The organism is Clostridium sp. D5 (assembly GCF_000190355.1).
In the GTDB taxonomy this organism is placed as follows: domain Bacteria; phylum Bacillota; class Clostridia; order Lachnospirales; family Lachnospiraceae; genus Faecalicatena; species Faecalicatena fissicatena_A.
Map to the genome: position 1 here is coordinate 17,325 of NZ_GL870814.1, position 18,144 is coordinate 35,468.

General features: G+C 45.4%; 14 protein-coding genes. 12 read left to right on the top strand and 2 right to left on the bottom strand.

From position 1 onward, the window contains the following. The first annotated feature begins 6 nt into the window (after positions 1–6). Positions 7–1,080: a peptide chain release factor 1 gene (gene prfA / locus HMPREF0240_RS13680; RefSeq protein ID WP_009004010.1), complete on the top strand. Its 1,074-nt coding sequence runs from the start codon at positions 7–9 to the stop codon at positions 1,078–1,080. Positions 1,081–1,165: 85 nt separating this feature from the next. Continuing rightward, positions 1,166–1,897, top strand: a complete 732-nt coding sequence (locus HMPREF0240_RS13685) for a Fic family protein (protein ID WP_009004011.1) — start codon at positions 1,166–1,168, stop codon at positions 1,895–1,897. 98 nt (positions 1,898–1,995) lie between these two features. On the opposite strand, the gene HMPREF0240_RS13690 is transcribed toward HMPREF0240_RS13685, so the two are convergent. After that, complete coding sequence (locus HMPREF0240_RS13690) at positions 1,996–2,613, bottom strand: VanZ family protein (protein ID WP_009004012.1); 618 nt, start codon at positions 2,611–2,613, stop codon at positions 1,996–1,998. Positions 2,614–2,902: 289 nt separating this feature from the next. Between HMPREF0240_RS13690 and HMPREF0240_RS13695 the strand changes: the two genes are divergently transcribed. The 4 genes from HMPREF0240_RS13695 (at position 2,903) to hisC (ending at position 8,121) form a co-directional block, all read left to right on the top strand. Next, positions 2,903–4,651: an ABC transporter ATP-binding protein gene (locus HMPREF0240_RS13695; protein WP_009004013.1), complete on the top strand. Its 1,749-nt coding sequence runs from the start codon at positions 2,903–2,905 to the stop codon at positions 4,649–4,651. Between the two features lie 195 nt (positions 4,652–4,846). Then, a complete protein-coding gene (locus HMPREF0240_RS13700) occupies positions 4,847–5,761 on the top strand; it encodes a phosphatidylglycerol lysyltransferase domain-containing protein (RefSeq protein WP_009004014.1) in 915 nt (304 codons plus the stop codon). Positions 5,762–5,854: 93 nt separating this feature from the next. After that, positions 5,855–7,042 carry a pyridoxal phosphate-dependent aminotransferase gene (locus tag HMPREF0240_RS13705; RefSeq protein ID WP_009004015.1) on the top strand — a complete coding sequence of 396 codons (1,188 nt, stop codon included), beginning with the start codon at positions 5,855–5,857 and terminating at the stop codon, positions 7,040–7,042. Positions 7,043–7,056: 14 nt separating this feature from the next. After that, a complete protein-coding gene (gene hisC, locus HMPREF0240_RS13710) occupies positions 7,057–8,121 on the top strand; it encodes a histidinol-phosphate transaminase (protein WP_009004016.1) in 1,065 nt (354 codons plus the stop codon). Positions 8,122–8,339: 218 nt separating this feature from the next. On the opposite strand, the gene HMPREF0240_RS13715 is transcribed toward hisC, so the two are convergent. Further along, entirely contained in the window at positions 8,340–8,687 is a 348-nt protein-coding gene (locus HMPREF0240_RS13715; RefSeq protein WP_035313529.1) for a helix-turn-helix transcriptional regulator, read from the bottom strand. A 170-nt stretch (positions 8,688–8,857) separates the two neighbouring features. Between HMPREF0240_RS13715 and HMPREF0240_RS13720 the strand changes: the two genes are divergently transcribed. From HMPREF0240_RS13720 to glyA, 6 genes are all read left to right on the top strand, one after another. Continuing rightward, the gene (locus HMPREF0240_RS13720; RefSeq protein WP_242833348.1) at positions 8,858–9,376 is read left to right on the top strand and encodes a hypothetical protein; all 519 of its coding nucleotides are present in this window, start codon (positions 8,858–8,860) and stop codon (positions 9,374–9,376) included. 157 nt (positions 9,377–9,533) lie between these two features. Next, a complete protein-coding gene (ispG, locus tag HMPREF0240_RS13725) occupies positions 9,534–10,589 on the top strand; it encodes a flavodoxin-dependent (E)-4-hydroxy-3-methylbut-2-enyl-diphosphate synthase (RefSeq protein ID WP_035313643.1) in 1,056 nt (351 codons plus the stop codon). Continuing rightward, the gene (locus HMPREF0240_RS13730; RefSeq protein ID WP_009004021.1) at positions 10,577–15,073 is read left to right on the top strand and encodes a PolC-type DNA polymerase III; all 4,497 of its coding nucleotides are present in this window, start codon (positions 10,577–10,579) and stop codon (positions 15,071–15,073) included. Before ispG ends, HMPREF0240_RS13730 begins: the two co-directional genes overlap by 13 nt. 494 nt (positions 15,074–15,567) lie before the next feature. Next, positions 15,568–15,807: an AbrB/MazE/SpoVT family DNA-binding domain-containing protein gene (locus HMPREF0240_RS13735; RefSeq protein WP_009004022.1), complete on the top strand. Its 240-nt coding sequence runs from the start codon at positions 15,568–15,570 to the stop codon at positions 15,805–15,807. Then, positions 15,794–16,411, top strand: coding sequence for a DUF998 domain-containing protein (locus tag HMPREF0240_RS13740; RefSeq protein ID WP_035313531.1), 618 nt, complete (start codon positions 15,794–15,796; stop codon positions 16,409–16,411). Before HMPREF0240_RS13735 ends, HMPREF0240_RS13740 begins: the two co-directional genes overlap by 14 nt. A gap of 193 nt (positions 16,412–16,604) precedes the next feature. Further along, complete coding sequence (gene glyA, locus HMPREF0240_RS13745) at positions 16,605–17,840, top strand: serine hydroxymethyltransferase (RefSeq protein WP_009004024.1); 1,236 nt, start codon at positions 16,605–16,607, stop codon at positions 17,838–17,840. Positions 17,841–18,144: the final 304 nt, after the last annotated feature.

The following is an 18,144-nucleotide window of genomic DNA, read 5'->3' on the forward strand; positions in this document are numbered from 1 at the left end:
AGAAAAATGTTTGACAGATTAGAAGATTTGCTGATCCGTTACGAGGAAGTGATGGGTGAACTGCAGGAGCCGGATGTAGCCAATGATCCGGTACGTTTTCGGAAGCTGATGAAAGAGCAGAGTGATCTGAATCCGATTGTAGAGGCATATAGAGAGTATAAGAAAAGCAAACAGAACATAGAGGACAGCCTTGCCATGCTGGAGGAAGAGTCCGATGAAGAGATGCGGGAAATGGCAAAAGAAGAACTGAATGATTCCAAGGCCCGTGTAGAAGAGCTGGAGCAGGAACTGAAGATTCTGCTGCTTCCAAAGGACCCGAATGACGACAAGAACGTAATTGTTGAGATACGCGCCGGTGCAGGCGGGGATGAGGCCGCTCTGTTTGCAGCAGAGATCTACCGTATGTACGTACACTATGCAGAGGGACGCCGCTGGAAAGTGGAGATGATCTCCCTGAATGAGAATGGAATCGGCGGTTTCAAGGAATGTGTATTTATGATTACCGGACAGGGAGCATATTCCCGTTTAAAATATGAGAGTGGTGTACACCGCGTACAGCGTGTGCCGGAGACGGAGAGCGGAGGCAGAATCCATACCTCTACCATTACGGTTGCAATTATGCCCGAGGCTGAAGAAGTTGATGTGGTCATTGAAGAGAAGGATATCCGTATCGACGTTATGCGCGCCTCAGGAAACGGCGGACAGTGCGTCAATACAACGGACTCTGCGGTGCGCCTGACGCATTATCCGACCGGGATTGTTATCTACAGCCAGACAGAGAAGTCACAGCTGCAGAATAAGGAAAAGGCATTCCGTCTGCTCCGTTCCAAGTTATTTGACCTGGAACTGGAAAAACAGCAGGCATCCGAGGCGGAGGCCAGAAGAAGCCAGATCGGAACAGGGGACCGCTCCGAGAAAATCAGAACCTACAACTTCCCACAGGGAAGGGTCACAGATCACAGGATCAAGCTGACACTGCACAAGCTGGATACGATTCTAAACGGAGATCTGGATGAAATTATAGACAGCCTCATTGCAGCAGACCAGGCAGCGAAACTGGCGAATATGAATGAGGATTAGGCATGATATACCCTGGCATTTCGTAATGTATACTTTCACGGTTGGACGCGCTTTGCGCAGCAAGGTATATGAAAGGTAAAAAGTAATGGAATTTCAAAGGCTGAATGAAAAGAAAAGAATATATGAAAAAGGGAAGTCATCTATTGAAAAGATTACGCTGTCTTCCTATGAAAAAGATTTTGAGTTGACCTATACTCATAATTCAACGGCAATTGAAGGAAATACATTAACTTTAATGGAGACAAAGGTGATTCTTGAGGATGGCATTTCTGTGGGGGGAAAAGATCTTCGGGAAATATATGAGGTGACGAATCACAGAAAAGCATATTCATATGTCAAACAATGCATTGCAAAAGACCAGGAATTGAATGAGAATATTGTGAAAGATATTCATGCTATACTGACGGAAAATATTATAACAGGCGGAATCTATCGCAATCAGGAAATCCGAATCACTGGTGCGGCACACAGGCCTCCTTCGGGAAACGAGATGTATATTCAGATTAAGAACTTCTATGCAGATATGCCATATAAAAAGGAATTAAATCCAATTGAACTGGCGGCCTGGACACATGCAGAATTTGTAAGGATTCATCCTTACGTTGACGGTAACGGAAGAACCTCAAGACTTCTCATGAATTATCAGTTAATGCTGAATGGATTTCTGCCGGTTTCAATCGCGAAAGAGGACAGGCTGCGATATTATAACGTTCTGGAAGAGTATGCGGTAAATCAAAGCCTGCAGCCTTTTGCAGATATGATTGCAGACTTGGAAGAGGCACAACTGGATGAGTATATCAGATTAATAAAGCATTAGAAAAAAGGGAATGGAAAGAGCGCCGCAGGCCGCTCAAGTGTATACTTGGGCGGTCTGCAGCGCTCTTTTCATTTCGCATTCTACATACGCACAGCCTGTTACGTATACAACATACTGACTGCCCATCTCCAGTTACACAGGAGAAAATGTGAAAGAATGCTCAGCGCCATGTATACAGCTGGTTCATGTGCGGAGAGAGCAAGTTCTTTTCTGGTGCCTGTCCGGGGGAACAGCCGCCTGAAAAGGATCCAGACCAGATAACCCGCCAGAGAGCCAAGCGTGTTCATAATAAGGTCATTGATATCGCTTACTCTGTTATTGAATAGCTGGCATAGTTCGATGAACAGCGAGTAACAGGCACCGGCCAGAAGGATCCGGGACAGTGACCGGTAATTCTTCCAGAGCAGAGGCAGGAGAAAGCCCAGAGGCATAAACATGAAGATATTCAGGATCTGGGAAAGCTCCAGCCCGTCGTTTAATGGGATCAGGTTAATCTTATCCAGCGAGATGATGCCGTCGTACCTGCCGATATCCCATATTGTTCCGATCCCCGTTGTCTCCAGTACCATATTCAGGTAGATCAGAAAAAGAATCACCCAGATAAAATGTGCTCTGCTCAGGTGGTTTCCGGGTTTGCGTGCGCGGATAAACACATAGATGAGACAGGGCACAAAAACACATAAAAGCGGGTAGAGCGTGATGAGAATAGCAGCCATGTCAGTTTCCTCCTTGTTGCTTGTCTGTATAGTTTTAATGATATTTCAATTATTTCAGTATCTTCTTAATATATATCGGATATTTTATTAAGATTTTTTTAGTTTTGCTGTTGGATTGGTACTCGGGGGTCAATGAATAACAGTTGGGCGGCATACAGGGAATATGGTCTGCGGCCGCTGCAGAAGCAAAACAGAACAAAATATATAATAAGTTAGTTTACAAATAAGGCAGAACAGGAGTAATATTGTAAGCGTATCATTTGTTATAGTGAGAGAGGGAAGAGAGACTATGAGAGAAAAACTGAAAAAATTATTTGCCTACTATAAGCCATACAAAGGGCTGTTTTATAGTGACATGTTTTTTGCGATACTGGGAGCAGCAGTGACTTTGGTCATTCCGATGATTGTCCGGTATATTACGAACGACGTCATTTACTTTAACAAGGCCGATGCCAGACATGCGATTCTGGTACTGGGAGCCATAATGCTGTCCCTTGTGGCGCTGGAGGTCTTCTGTAATTTCTACATAGCTTATTTCGGGCATATTATGGGTGCAAAGATGGAAGCAGACATGAGAAGCGACATTTTCGGCCATTATCAGAAACTGACATTCGCATTTTATGATAACCAGAAAGTCGGACACCTGCTTTCCAGAATTACAAGCGATCTGTTTGATATCAGCGAGCTGCTCCACCACGGGCCAGAGGATCTTGTGATTTCTATTATTAAAATTATTGGTTCATTTGTGATTCTGCTGACTGTGAATGTCAAACTGGCTTTGATTGCTTTTGCTTTTATTCCGGTCATGGCTATATTTGCTTTCTATTATAATGGAAGAATGAAGACTGCCTTTAAAAGAAACCGGGAAAAGATTGCGGACATCAACAGTCAGATAGAAGACAGTCTTTCGGGCATCCGGGTAGTAAAATCATTTGCGAATGAAAATGTGGAAATGAAAAAATTCAAGGCAGGCAATGATAATTTTGTGGCAGCGAAGAAGACGAGCTACAAGTATATGGGTATTTATAATTCCGGACTTGGGGCAATGAGCACACTTATTACAGTTATCGTACTGCTGTCCGGCGTGAGTATGATGCTCACTGGCTCCATCGTCGTGACGGATCTGATTACGTTTCTGCTTTATATTAATAACTTTACAGAACCCGTAAAGAAACTTGTGAACTTTACGGAACAATTCCAGAACGGCTACTCAGGCTTTGAGAGATTTCTGGAAGTATTGTCTATCGCACCGGATATTGCCGATGAGCCGGATGCGGTTTCGCTGAAAGAAGTGAAGGGCGATATTGAGTTTAAAAAGGTTTCTTTCTATTATGAGAATGAGAACGAGAAAGTCATGGACAATCTGGATCTTAAAGTGGCGGCAGGCGATTATATCGCGCTTGTAGGACCTTCGGGCGTGGGGAAAACAACTCTGTGCAGCCTGATCCCGCGTTTTTATGAAGTGTCGGAGGGCGGGATTTATCTGGACGGAACTGATATCAGGCACATTAAGCTGGAAGAGCTGCGCGGCCACATTGGGATCGTACAGCAGGATGTCTATCTATTTGCGGGAAGTATTATGGATAATATTCGTTATGGGCGGCCGGAGGCTACTGATGAGGATGTGATCCGGGCGGCTAAAAATGCCAATGCCCACGAGTTTATCATGAATTTCCCTGATGGATATGATACAGATATTGGACAGCGCGGCGTAAAGCTGTCGGGAGGACAGAAGCAGCGTCTTTCGATTGCCAGGGTCTTTTTAAAAAATCCGGAGGTGCTGATCTTCGATGAGGCCACATCGGCGCTGGATAATGAGAGTGAAAAGGTAGTACAGCAGTCAATGGAGAATCTGGCAAAGAACCGAACGACCTTTGTGATTGCACACCGATTATCTACTATCCGCAATGCACAGCGTATTTTGGTTATGACCGATAAAGGTATAAGTGAAGAAGGAACACATGAGGAACTGTTGGAACAACAGGGGATTTACGCCGGACTGTACCAGATGCAGTTTAGAAAAAATGGGATGCAGTAAACGGAAATCCGGATTGCTTCACCTGGTGAAAGATTCTTTACAACCTTCCCCGTTCACGGGGCTAAAATTCAAATATATACAGTTTTATTGTCAGATAAACGGAAAATGTGGTATACTAACAAAGTATAATTTGGCCCTGGGTTAAAATTATTCAAAAAAATGTTAGGAATTACATTCAGAAAGAGAAGGTTAGGAATGGACGATATAAAGTTTAAGCGGCCGGAGCTGGAAGACCGGGAGATAATTACTTCCTATTTCAGCAAAGCACCCAGCAGGAGCTGTGAAAGGACTTTCAGCAACGTATATCTATGGTCAAGACATTACCATGTGAAGTATGCGGTTATAGAAGATGCCCTGATATTCCAGGATGATGAATTCGATCTTGCATTTGCTTATCCGGCGGGTGAGCCGCACTGTGTGAAAAGGGCACTGGAATTTCTTATGAAGTATAGCCGGGAGAAAGGATATCCATTAAAACTTTATAATGTAACGGAAGAAAATTTTGCGCAGATGGAAGAATGGTACCCCGGTGAATACCAGGTTGAGTATGACAGGGATCAGGCAGATTATGTGTATGAGTCAGAAAAACTGGCCACGCTGGCAGGCAAGAAGCTGCACAGCAAACGGAACCATATCAATAAGTTTAAGACTGCGAATCCTGACTGGTGTTATGAGACACTGGATGAAAAAAACCAGGAAGAATGCTTTCAGATGGCGCTTAGATGGCGGAATCAGAATGGCTGTGAGGAGGATCCGGAAAAGAATGCGGAGATGTGTGTTACGTTAAATTCACTGCGTCTGTATAGAGAGCTTGGGCAGACCGGCGGTATTATCAGGGTGAATGGAGAGATTGCCGCGTTTGCAATCGGAGAACCGATCTGCGATGATACCTTTGTTGTTCATGTGGAAAAGGCCTTTGCAGGCATCGATGGTGCTTATCCGATGATCAACCAGCAGTTTGTGGAACATGAATGTATGGATTATAAATATGTAAACCGTGAAGATGATACGGGGGCAGAAGGGCTCAGGAAGGCAAAGCTTTCTTACAAACCAGCCTTTCTGGTAGAAAAAGGAGTTGTTACTAAAAAAGCAGCCCGCACTGCAGAATAAAGAATCTGTTTTTGCGGCCCTGGCTGCAGAACTGCCAACCGGGCATCGTCCGATGCCCGTGAATATATGAAAAGCAGAAAAGGAGAGAGGATAATGATTTCAAAGAAAATGGAAAATATGGTCGCAAACAGTTCTGCGATCCGTGCAATGTTTGAAGAGGGCAACCGTCTGGCTGGTATTTACGGGGCAGAGAACGTATACGATTTCAGCCTGGGCAATCCCAATGTACCGGCGCCTGAGGCTGTCAAGGAAGCCATCAGAGAGCTGCTTGATGAAGAGAATCCCGTTGTGCTTCACGGTTACACGAACAGTAATGCCGGCTATGAGGATGTAAGGCAGGCCATCGCGGAATCATTAAATAATAGATTTGGTACATATTTTGCGTCTAAGAATATTACGATGACAGTCGGCGCGGCAGGCGGACTGAATGTCATTCTTAAGTCACTTCTGAACCCTGGTGATGAGGTAATCGCGTTTGCACCGTATTTCGGGGAGTACAGAAGCTATACGAACAATTATGACGGAGTTCTTGTTGAGATTTCCCCTGATACAGCCACATTCCAGCCAAAACTGGATGAATTTGAGGCAAAAATAACATCGAAGACAAAGGCAGTCATTGTCAATACTCCGAACAACCCGACCGGTGTTGTTTATTCGGAAGAGACGATTCAGAAGATGGCTGCAATCATGGAGGCGAAACAAAAAGAATACCAGACAGATATCTACCTGGTATCTGATGAGCCGTACAGAGAACTGGCATATGACGGAGTGGAAGTTCCGTATCTTACAAAGTATTATGCCAACACGGTTGTCGGATACTCCTACAGCAAGTCCCTGTCACTTCCCGGGGAACGTATCGGTTATCTGGTGATCCCGGACGAGGCGGCCGACAGTGAAAAACTGATTGGTGCAGCGAATGTAGCAACCAGAATCCTGGGTTTTGTTAATGCACCTACCCTGCAGCAGAAGGTGGTAAAGAAGTGCCTGAACGAAAAAACAGATATTTCTTATTATAATAGAAACAGAGAAACATTATATAATGGATTAAAAGAGCTGGGCTTTGAGTGCATCAAACCGGAAGGAGCTTTTTATCTGTTCGTAAAATCACCGGTTGCAGACGAAAAAGAATTCTGTGCAGCAGCGAAGAAGTACAATGTATTGATCGTGCCAGGTTCCTCGTTCGCATGTCCGGGCTATGTAAGACTGGCATATTGTGTATCTTATGAGACAATTGTAAATTCTCTTCCTAAATTTGCAGAACTGGCAGCGGAGTACAGGTAGACAGGAGCAGCAGAATGGAACCAAATGCAAAAATATTAGAAAATATACGTAAAGTAGAGCCTTATGTTCCGGGCGAGCAGCCGCAGGAAAAAGTTATTAAGCTTAACACAAATGAAAATCCTTATCCCCCGGCGCCGGGAGTGATTCAAGCGATAAAAGATCTGGCGGCAGACCGTCTGCGTCTCTACCCGGATCCTGCAGCAGGCGCACTTGCAGAAGTTCTGGCAGAGCATTATGGAGTAGCAACAGACCAGGTATTTGTCGGAGTCGGTTCAGATGATGTGTTGTCCATGTGCTTTCTGACTTTTTTCAATTCAGACAAACCGATATTGTTCCCTGATATTACATATTCGTTTTATAAAGTATGGGCAGAGCTCTATCGCATCCCATATGAGTGTCCCAGGCTGGATGAAGACTTTTGTATCCAAAGGGAGGATTATTATAAGGAAAATGGGGGAATCATATTCCCGAACCCCAATGCCCCCACAGCCGTATATGAAGATCTGGCGTTTGTAGAGGATATCATAAAACATAATCAGGACGTGATTGTAATTGTAGATGAGGCATACATAGATTTTGCAGGCAGGTCGGCACTGGAGCTTCTGGACAAATATGAGAACCTGATTGTAGTGCAGACATTTTCAAAAGCAAGGTCTATGGCGGGGATGAGAATCGGATATGCCATCAGCAGTCCGGCTTTGATAAAATACCTGAATGATGTAAAATATTCCTTTAATTCTTATACCATGAACCTGCCGTCAATTGTCTGTGGTACAGAAGCGGTAAAAGATAAAGCATATTTTGAGGCAACAACGGCCAGAATAATAGAGACCAGGGAGTGGGCAAAGGCAGAACTGAGTAAACTGGGCTTTCACTTCCCGGATGCGAAAGCCAATTTTATATTCGCCTCACATCCGGATTACGATGCGGCAGAACTGTTTGCAGCTCTGAAAAAAGAGAACATTTATGTTCGTTACTGGGGCAGCAGACGGATTGAGCAGTATTTGCGCATAACAGTAGGGACAAGAGAAGAGATGGAGATACTCTTTGAATTTCTGCGGCGATATATGCAGCAGTGATCAGGACCTGATTGTCATATATGATAATCGGGGAATTTTGGAGTTAAATCCAGATAAAAAACCGGAAGCCAAAATATGTATGAAAACAGGAAAAGTTCCTGTTCAAAACACACATTTTGGCTTCCGGTTTGGTTTAGGATCAGTGATCCCATAGGCAGACCTTCCTGCATGAGGGATTCAGTCTACATGCAGAAAGGCTTTGAGGATCCAGTATCTATTCATTCCTTTCCCTCGTTTCGCTCTTTCAGTTTCAGCAGATGTAGGTATTCTTCCAGTTTCTGCCTTGATTCTGGCGAAAGCTGGAGATAAGAGATCAGGATTTCACGACCTCTCTCTGGAGAGGCGCTGCTGATTGTTATGGTTCCTGAATTGGAGCCTGTGAGCAGATAATCGACAGAGACGCCGAAGTATGCGGCGATACGCAGCAGTCGTTCATAGTCCGGCTGTTTGCCCTTTGTCTCATAACCTGCTATGGTTGAGCGCGTCACTTTCAGATAATCAGCCAGCTCCCTCTGTGTGATATGATTTTGTTCCCTCAGCCTTTTCAATGTAGATGCAAATTTCATTATGGCACCTCCCAGAATATGGTATATTTTACCAGCTTGTTACAATTTATAGACAAATTGTGTCAAAAATCAACATAAGAAATATAAAAGTGCCGATATGACACGAATTGATTACTATTTACTGGTTTGTCGGCGAACAGTAACACTTATTGGCGCGGGAGGGATACCCGTTGACACAGACAGTGAAAATTCGTATAATGAAAGAGAGGAAAAAGAAGGGAAGTATATGGATGATTGCAAAGAATAACGAAGAAAAAAGAAACCAGATCTGGAGGGCTGTAATGGCTGTGACAACCGTGCTGATCATCATCATAGCAGCCTTTTTCGTGATAAAGCTTTTTACTGCTAACCCGGTAGAAGGTAAGTGGAGCCATGAGGACAGCAGCCTGGTCATAACGATCAGGGGCAATGGAGCAGCTGTGCTCGAATGGCCGGAAGAATTTGAGGGTGAAGGCGTATCCGTAGAGATGAAATACAGTATCGACAAAGACACCAAAACTTTCACACTGCGTGCAGATGATGAGGCGATACAGAAGGCAGCAGATGAGTCAGATGGAGCCGTGACCGCAGAAGGCCTGAATTCAGCAGTAAATACTCTGGAAGGTACCTATGATTACAGCATTGAAAAGAGCACACTGACGCTGACAGACAGAGAATACGGAGATCAGATGATATTTGATAAAAAGTGACAGGAAAACAGGGAAGGCACTCCCTGTTTTTCTACGATCAGGCAGAGCTTTTATTAAGGCGGCACTGAGCCATCGGATGAAAGCGGCAGTGCAGACGTCACTGCAGACGCAGATGCCAGGGGAATGTGCATAGAGAAAGGATGTTTAAAGTATGGATATGTTAAGAGAAAAGACAAGGGAAGTCAGAATTGGAGATGTGCTCATTGGCGGCGGACATTCTGTTGCAATCCAGTCCATGACGAATACAAAGACCGAGGACGTGGAGGCAACAGTGGCCCAGATACTAAGGCTGGAAGCGGCAGGCTGTGAGATCATACGCTGTGCGGTGCCTGCCATGGATGCTGCTTATGCTCTGAAAGAAATTAAGAGACAGATCCATATTCCATTAGTCGCAGATATTCATTTTGATTACAGACTGGCAATTGCTGCAATTGAAAATGGCGCGGATAAGATCCGGATCAACCCCGGCAATATTGGGAGCAGGGAGCGCCTGCAGGCCGTTGTGGAGAAGGCAAAGGAATATCTGGTCCCCATCCGTGTAGGCGTCAACAGTGGTTCTCTGGAGAAACCGCTGCTGGAGAAGTACGGCGGTGTGACTGCAGAGGGAATCGTAGAGAGTGCACTGGATAAGGTTAGGATGATCGAGGAGATGGGATACGATAATCTGGTGGTCAGTATCAAATCTTCTGATGTTATGATGTGTGTTAAGGCACACGAACTGATCGCATCCAGATGTCCGTATCCGCTCCACGTGGGTATTACAGAGGCGGGAACCGTATATGCGGGAAATGTAAAGTCTTCTGTGGGTCTTGGAATCATTCTGTACGAGGGGATCGGCAATACAATCCGTGTCTCCCTTACAGGAGATCCGCTGGAAGAAATCAAAACAGCAAAGCTGATATTGAAAACACTGGGGCTTCGCAGAGGCGGAATTGAAGTTGTATCCTGTCCGACCTGCGGGCGGACACAGATTGATCTGATTGGCCTTGCAAATCAGGTGGAGAATATGGTCGCTGATATACCTCTGGATATTAAGGTGGCTGTCATGGGGTGCGTTGTAAACGGCCCGGGTGAGGCAAAGGAAGCAGATATCGGTATTGCAGGCGGAATTGGAGAAGGCCTTCTGATCAGGAAGGGTGAAATCGTGAAGAAGGTGAAAGAAGAGGAACTTCTGGAAACCTTGCGACAGGAGTTGTTAAATTGGAAAAGGTAGGAAGCGAAAAGATTTTTTTTGATGTTTTTCCGACATTAAAAGTGGAAGAAGATATACAGATGCTTTTTGGAGACGTGGAGGTCCAAAAGATCACGACAAACTCAAAACGGGACTTTCTGCGTGTCCATATTTTAAGCAGGCATTTGATTCAGAAAAAGCATATATGGCAGATGGAACAAAAAATCAAAGAGCAGCTGTTCGGATATACGAAGATATCCATCCGGCTGGAAGAACAGTATTCATTGTCCGAGCAGTATACGGCAAGGACGCTCATGATGGAATACCGTGAAAGCATTGTGCAGGAACTGAAGCAGCACAGCGTGCTGGCGGCAAGCATGTTCGAACAGGCAAAGATGCGTTTTGAAGGCGGGGATATTCTGTATCTGGAGATGCTCAATACAATTGTTTCCGAAGGAAAACAGGAGTATATAGTGGAACTGCTCCATGAGATTTATGAACAGAGATTCCATATCAAAGCCGACATCCGGGTTACATACCGAGAGGCGGAAGAAGGTCACGACCGCCAGTATGAGGAACAGAGGATCCAACAGGAGATCAATGCGATTTTTGAACGGCGGGCAAAGCAGAGAGGCGAAGAAGCTGCCGAAGATGGCGGCGGGAAAAAGGACGTATCACAGGAGAAAAACGGAGAGTCCGCAAAGAATGGTGATTTCAAAAAGAAAGAATTCAGGAAAAAGGACTACAACAGACCGCTCAAACAGGGGGATGATCCAAGTCTGATCTACGGCCGGAACTTCGACGATGAACCTATTACCCTGGAACAGGTGGTCAGCGAGATGGGAGAGATCACCGTCCACGGCAAGATCATCAATTTTGACACCAGGGAAATCAGAAATGATAAGACAATCCTGATGTTTGCCGTGACGGACTTTACCGATACAATTACGGTAAAGATGTTCACCAGGAATGAGCAGCTGCCGGAACTGCTGGGGGATCTGAAAAAGGGAGTTTTCGTTAAAATCAAGGGGGTCACAACCATTGACAAGTTTGACGGAGAGCTGACCATCGGTTCGGTGACCGGAATCAAGAAAAGCGGCGACTTTACCGTTACAAGGAAGGACCTGAGCCCGGCTAAAAGAGTGGAGCTCCACTGCCATACAAAGATGAGTGATATGGACGGGGTATCTGAGGTAAAGGATATTGTTAAGCGGGCCCATGACTGGGGCCATCCTGCAGTTGCGATTACAGACCACGGAATTGTGCAGTCTTTCCCGGATGCCAACCATTTTATCGAGACACTGGATAAAGATGACCCGTTTAAAGTCATTTATGGTGTGGAAGGTTATGTCGTGGATGACCTGACGGAGATTGCCGTAAACGCCGGGGATGAGCGGCTGGACGATACATATATCGTATTTGACCTGGAGACGACGGGCTTTAGCGCCATCAAAGATAAGATTATTGAGATTGGTGCGGTTAAGGTTGTAAACGGAGAGATCGTGGACCGTTTCAGTACCTTTGTCAATCCCAAAAGACCAATTCCGTTTCAGATCACACAGCTGACAAGCATTACAGATGAAATGGTCATGGGGTATCCGGATATAGAGACGATACTGCCCCAGTTTCTCGAATTTGCCAAAGACGGCGTGCTTGTGGCGCATAATGCGGGATTTGACGTGGGATTCATTGAGCAGAACTGCCGGTATCAGGATATAGAACCACATTTTGTTTATGTGGATACGGTGGCGATGGCAAGAGTGCTCCTGCCCACATTATCCAAGTACAAGCTGAATGTGGTGGCAAAAGCACTGGGGATTTCCCTTGAAAATCATCACCGGGCGGTGGATGATGCGGCCGCTACATCTGAGATATTCGTGAAGTTTGTCCAGATGCTGAAAGAACAAAACATTACCACCTTAAAAGAAATGAACCGGTTTGGAGATATGAATCCGAATGCTATCCGCAAGCTGCCCACTTATCATATCATCATACTGATTAAAAACGACATCGGCAGATATAATCTTTATCAGCTGATAACCCAGTCCCATCTGACCTATTACGCCAGAAGACCCAGGATTCCCAAAAGTGTGCTGAACGAATACCGGGAAGGGCTGATTGTAGGAAGTGCATGTGAAGCAGGAGAGCTTTATCAGGCCATTTTGAATAATAAGTCTGCGGAATCCATCGCAAGACTGGCTGACTTTTACGATTACTACGAAATCCAGCCTCTTGGCAACAACCGTTTTATGATGGTCAGCGATAAGTACCCGGATATTAATACCAAAGAAGATCTGGAGGAGATTAACCGAAAGATTGTGGAGCTGGGAGAAAAGTTCAAAAAGCCAGTTGTAGGCACCTGCGATGTGCATTTTCTGGATCCGGAAGATGAGGTGTACCGTCGGATTATCATGGCGGGCAAGGGTTTCAGCGATGCGGATGAACAGCCTCCTTTATATCTCAGGACAACAGAGGAGATGCTGGAGGAGTTTGAATACCTTGGCTCCGCGAAGGCCAGAGAGATTGTTATAGAAAATACGAACAAGATCTGTGATATGGTTGAGAAGATATCGCCTATTAACCCGAATAAGTGTCCCCCGGTTATCGCAAATTCAGAGCAGGATCTGAGAGATATCTGCTATAATAAAGCCCATGAGATCTATGGGGAAGATCTGCCAGAACCGGTATCTACCCGTCTGGAGAAGGAGCTGAACTCCATCATATCCAACGGATACTCAGTTATGTATATCATTGCCCAGAAGCTGGTTTGGAAATCAAATGACGATGGATACCTGGTAGGTTCCCGTGGTTCGGTTGGTTCTTCGTTCGTTGCCACCATGTCTGGTATTACGGAGGTAAATCCTCTGAGCCCGCATTACTACTGTGAAAAATGCCATTACAATGAGTTTGATTCACCGGAAGTAAAAGCATTTGCCGGCGGCTGCGGATTCGATATGCCGGATAAGGTATGTCCCAACTGCGGGGAAACACTGGTTAAGGCCGGATTTGATATCCCCTTCGAGACATTCCTCGGATTCAAGGGAGATAAAGAACCTGATATTGACCTGAACTTCTCCGGTGACTATCAGGCAAAGGCACATAAGTATACAGAAGTTCTCTTCGGAGAGGGGCATACTTTCAAGGCCGGAACCATCGGCACACTTGCAGATAAGACCGCATTCGGCTATGTAAGGAATTACTATGAGGAGCGCGGCCACAGAAAGCGCAAATGCGAGATTGACAGAATTACGGTGGGCTGTACGGGAATCCGCAGAAGTACGGGCCAGCATCCCGGCGGTATTGTTGTACTGCCGCACGGACACAGTATCAATGAATTTACCCCGGTGCAGCATCCTGCGAATGATATGACGACGGATATCATAACAACACATTTTGACTATCATTCCATTGACCATAACCTTTTGAAACTGGATATTCTCGGTCATGATGATCCGACCATGATCCGTACGCTGGAAGAATATATTACGTCGGATGCCATGGACAATGAGTACAATGATGAGAATCCGTTTATCGCCACGGAGATACCTCTGGACGATAAAAAGGTGCTGTCTCTGTTCCACGATACGAGTGCGTTGGGGATCAAACCGGAGGATATTGACGGCTGCAATCTGGGCTGCCTGGGAATTCCTGAATTCGGAACGGATTTTGTTATTCAGATGGTACAGGATGCAAAACCGCAGTCACTTTCCGACCTGATCCGTATATCCGGTCTGTCACATGGAACCAATGTGTGGCTGGGCAATGCACAGGAGCTGGTAAAATCAGGTAAAGCAACGATTTCTACCTGTATCTGTACACGTGATGATATCATGATCTATCTGATCAATCAGGGGGTGGACAGTGCACTGTCCTTTACCATCATGGAGAGCGTACGTAAAGGAAAAGGGCTGAAACCTGAATGGGAAGAGGCGATGAAGGAAAAAGACGTGCCGGACTGGTACATCTGGTCCTGTAAGCAGATCAGCTACATGTTCCCGAAGGCCCATGCGGCTGCGTACGTTATGATGGCATACCGGATCGCGTACTGTAAGATCAATTATCCGCTGGCATATTACGGCGCTTATTTCGGCATCCGCGCCAACGCATTTTCTTATGAAATTATGTGCCAGGGTAAAGACAAGCTGAATTATTATATAAAGGACTACAAGCGCAGGGCGGATTCTCTCAGCAATAAGGAGCAGGATGTTGTAAAGGATATGAAAATCGTACAGGAAATGTACGCAAGAGGCTATGAATTCCTGCCGCTGGATATCTATACAGCAAAAGCGACAAAGTTCCAGATCATAGATGGAAAACTGATGCCGCCGCTCTCCAGTATCGAAGGAATGGGCGAGAAGGCCGCCGAGGCAGTGGAAGAGGCCGCCAAAGACGGGCCGTACCTGTCTCTGGATGATTTTCGCCAGCGTACGAAGGTCAGTAAGACGGTTATCGACTTTATGGCGGATCTGGGGCTGTTTGGAGATCTGCCGCAGAGTAATCAGCTTTCTCTCTTTGATTTTGGGTAGGGACGCTGATAAAAAGGCGGGTCCGGTGCCTGATGGGGCAATGTCTGCTGGTGAAATGTCCTGACGCTTCGCTGAGAAGCAGTAGAAGAAAACGGAAGGAAAATGAAGGTACATGCCGCATTTGGCCCGAATGCTGATGCATTCGCGCCGCAGGCGGCAACAAAATTTGCCTGGTAAGGCAAATTTTGCCCTTCATTTTCCTTCCGTTTTCTTCAACTGCTTCTAGAGCTTGCTTTATGGACATTTCGCCAGCAGACATTGCCCCATCAGGCACCGGACCCGCCTTTTTATCAGCTGGTGCATCCTGGCGGTAGAAAAGAAGAGATTACCGCTGAGATCCCGGACGAGGTAAAGCGGATGTATGTTTACTGTAACTTACGTTTAATGGCGTCAGTTGTTTGATGTATTGACTTATTTGTTTGAATGAGATATATTTTTACTACTGGTATGAAAAGTATGAAAATACATACAAGTAGGAAAAGAGGGGGAGAGATATGTCAATGAAGGATGGGCAGCATATATTTGGGACGGTTAAGGTTGGTGAAAAGGGGCAGATTGTTATTCCGAAAGAAGCGAGACAGATTTTTGATATTAAGGCTGGCGATACACTTTTAGTTCTTGGTGATGAGGAACAGGGAATCGCTATAGTGAAAGCAGATGTGATGAAAGAACTGGCAGTGAAAATACTGAAAGGGCTGGGCAGTTTAAGCGGTGGAATTGATGATAAAGAATAGTGTGTTTCTTTTATTACCGGTTGCTTTGGCATTGGATTTGCTGATTCCTTTTTTATTGGCGCCGTCTTATAAGGGATATAATCATTTGACGCAGGTTATGAGTGTGTTGGGAAATGATAAAGCACCATTGCATATGATCTACAGTGCGTGGCTGATCGTATATGGCGTTATTCTTATAATTGATAACTTTGTAATATATAAAGTCACATCTGAGTTTTCAAAGATAATTGCAGTATTGCTATTTATATCCATCATGATTTATGCGATAGGAGGCTGTATCCTTTCGGGGATATTTCCTGTAGGAGATACAAAAAATCTTATCACTGTTTCTCAAAAAATCCATGGGTATGGTTCGGTGACTGGTTTTATGTTTTTAACCCTTACACCACTTTTGCTGGCGGTTTATGGGTGTAAAGCTGAAAGAACAGCGTTTGCTGTATGTTCGATTATCTGCTTCATTTTAACAATTATAACTTTTACCTTATTTGTTATGGCGGATAAACCAGATTATAAAGATACGGTAATCGCCTGTGAGGGATTATGGCAGCGTTTGACATTGCTGTTTATGTACATACCTTTAGGCTGCATATATTTTGTAAAATGAGTATCTTATGTTTAAGTTAAGAAGGAGTATATCTGAAAACTAAGGGGCGGGCAGTCTGCTGGGACATGAGCTGCGGTATGCCCTTTGGGTATAGACTTTCCATTCTTGTTTATGCTATAATGTCCCCAATGAACTTACGGGGATAATAATAGACTGCCCCGAAATGCTTAAAGATTTATGGAGGAGAAGAACTATGTACGATTTCGAGGAAATCAAGAATGAAGATTTGGAGATTGCGGAAGCGATTCAGGCGGAGATGGACAGACAGGATTCACATATTGAGCTGATCGCTTCTGAAAATTGGGTGAGCAAGGCTGTTATGGCAGCTATGGGAAGTCCCCTGACGAATAAATATGCTGAAGGATATCCGGGAAAGAGATATTATGGCGGATGCCAGTGCGTGGATGTAGTTGAAGATCTGGCAAGAGAACGCGCGAAAGAGCTGTTCCAGTGTGAATATGCTAATGTACAGCCTCATTCAGGCGCACAGGCTAATATGGCAGCTATGTTTGCCATGGTGGAGCCAGGCGATAAAGTGATGGGAATGAATCTGGATCACGGCGGACATCTGACTCATGGTTCACCGGTTAATATGTCAGGAAAATATTTTGATTTCTCGGCTTACGGCGTAAATGACGACGGCGTAATTGATTACGATAAAGTACTCGAAATCGCAAAAGAGAACAAACCGAAATTAATCATAGCAGGTGCAAGTGCCTATGCAAGAACCATAGACTTCAAGAGATTCCGTGAGATCGCAGACGAAGTAGGAGCATACCTGATGGTAGATATGGCTCATATTGCCGGCTTAGTGGCAGCAGGAATCCATCCAAGCCCGATTCCATATGCACATGTAACAACCACCACAACACACAAGACCCTGCGCGGTCCAAGAGGCGGCATGATCCTGTGCAGCAAAGAGATGAATGAGAAGTTCAACTTCAACAAGGCAATCTTCCCGGGAATCCAGGGCGGCCCGCTGATGCACGTCATCGCAGCCAAAGCAGTCTGCTTCAAAGAAGCCCTGCAGCCGGAGTTCAAAACATACCAGGAACAGGTAGTCAAAAATGCCAAAGCATTATGCCAGGCTCTCCAGGAAAAAGGCGTTAAAATCGTTTCCGGAGCAACCGACAACCACCTCATGCTCGTAGACCTGACCGAAAACAACATCAGCGGCAAAGAGCTCGAAAAACGCCTCGATGACGCTCATGTAACCTGCAACAAAAACACCATCCCGAACGACCCCCGCTCCCCATTCGTAACAAGCGGAGTAAGACTCGGAACCCCCGCAGTCACCACCAGAGGAATGGTAGAAGAAGACATGGTAAAAATAGCCGAAATCATAGCAATGGTAATAGCCGACGAGTCAAACGTAGAAAAAGCCCAGGCAATGGTAGCAGAACTCACCAAAAAATACCCGCTCATCTAATACAAATAATTTATGAAAAACTGCCATATAAGCCATATAAGCCCAACAAGCAACAGGACAATCACCAGTCGTTTTCCATCCGCCGCTCCCGCCCAAATTTCCTGAGGAATCCCTCCGCCCGGAGGCACCCAGCTTTGCGGAAGGAGAGACGGGAGGGGACGGGAAGGCCTGTGCTGTTTTGCAGGGCATAGAGCAGGCATAGCGGCAGTTAGAGGAAAAAGAACGGATTGCAGGGATGAAAATTGCTCACCAAAGCAATTTTCAAGGAGACCTGAGCCGCTTAAGCATCAGCTTAAGCGGTGAA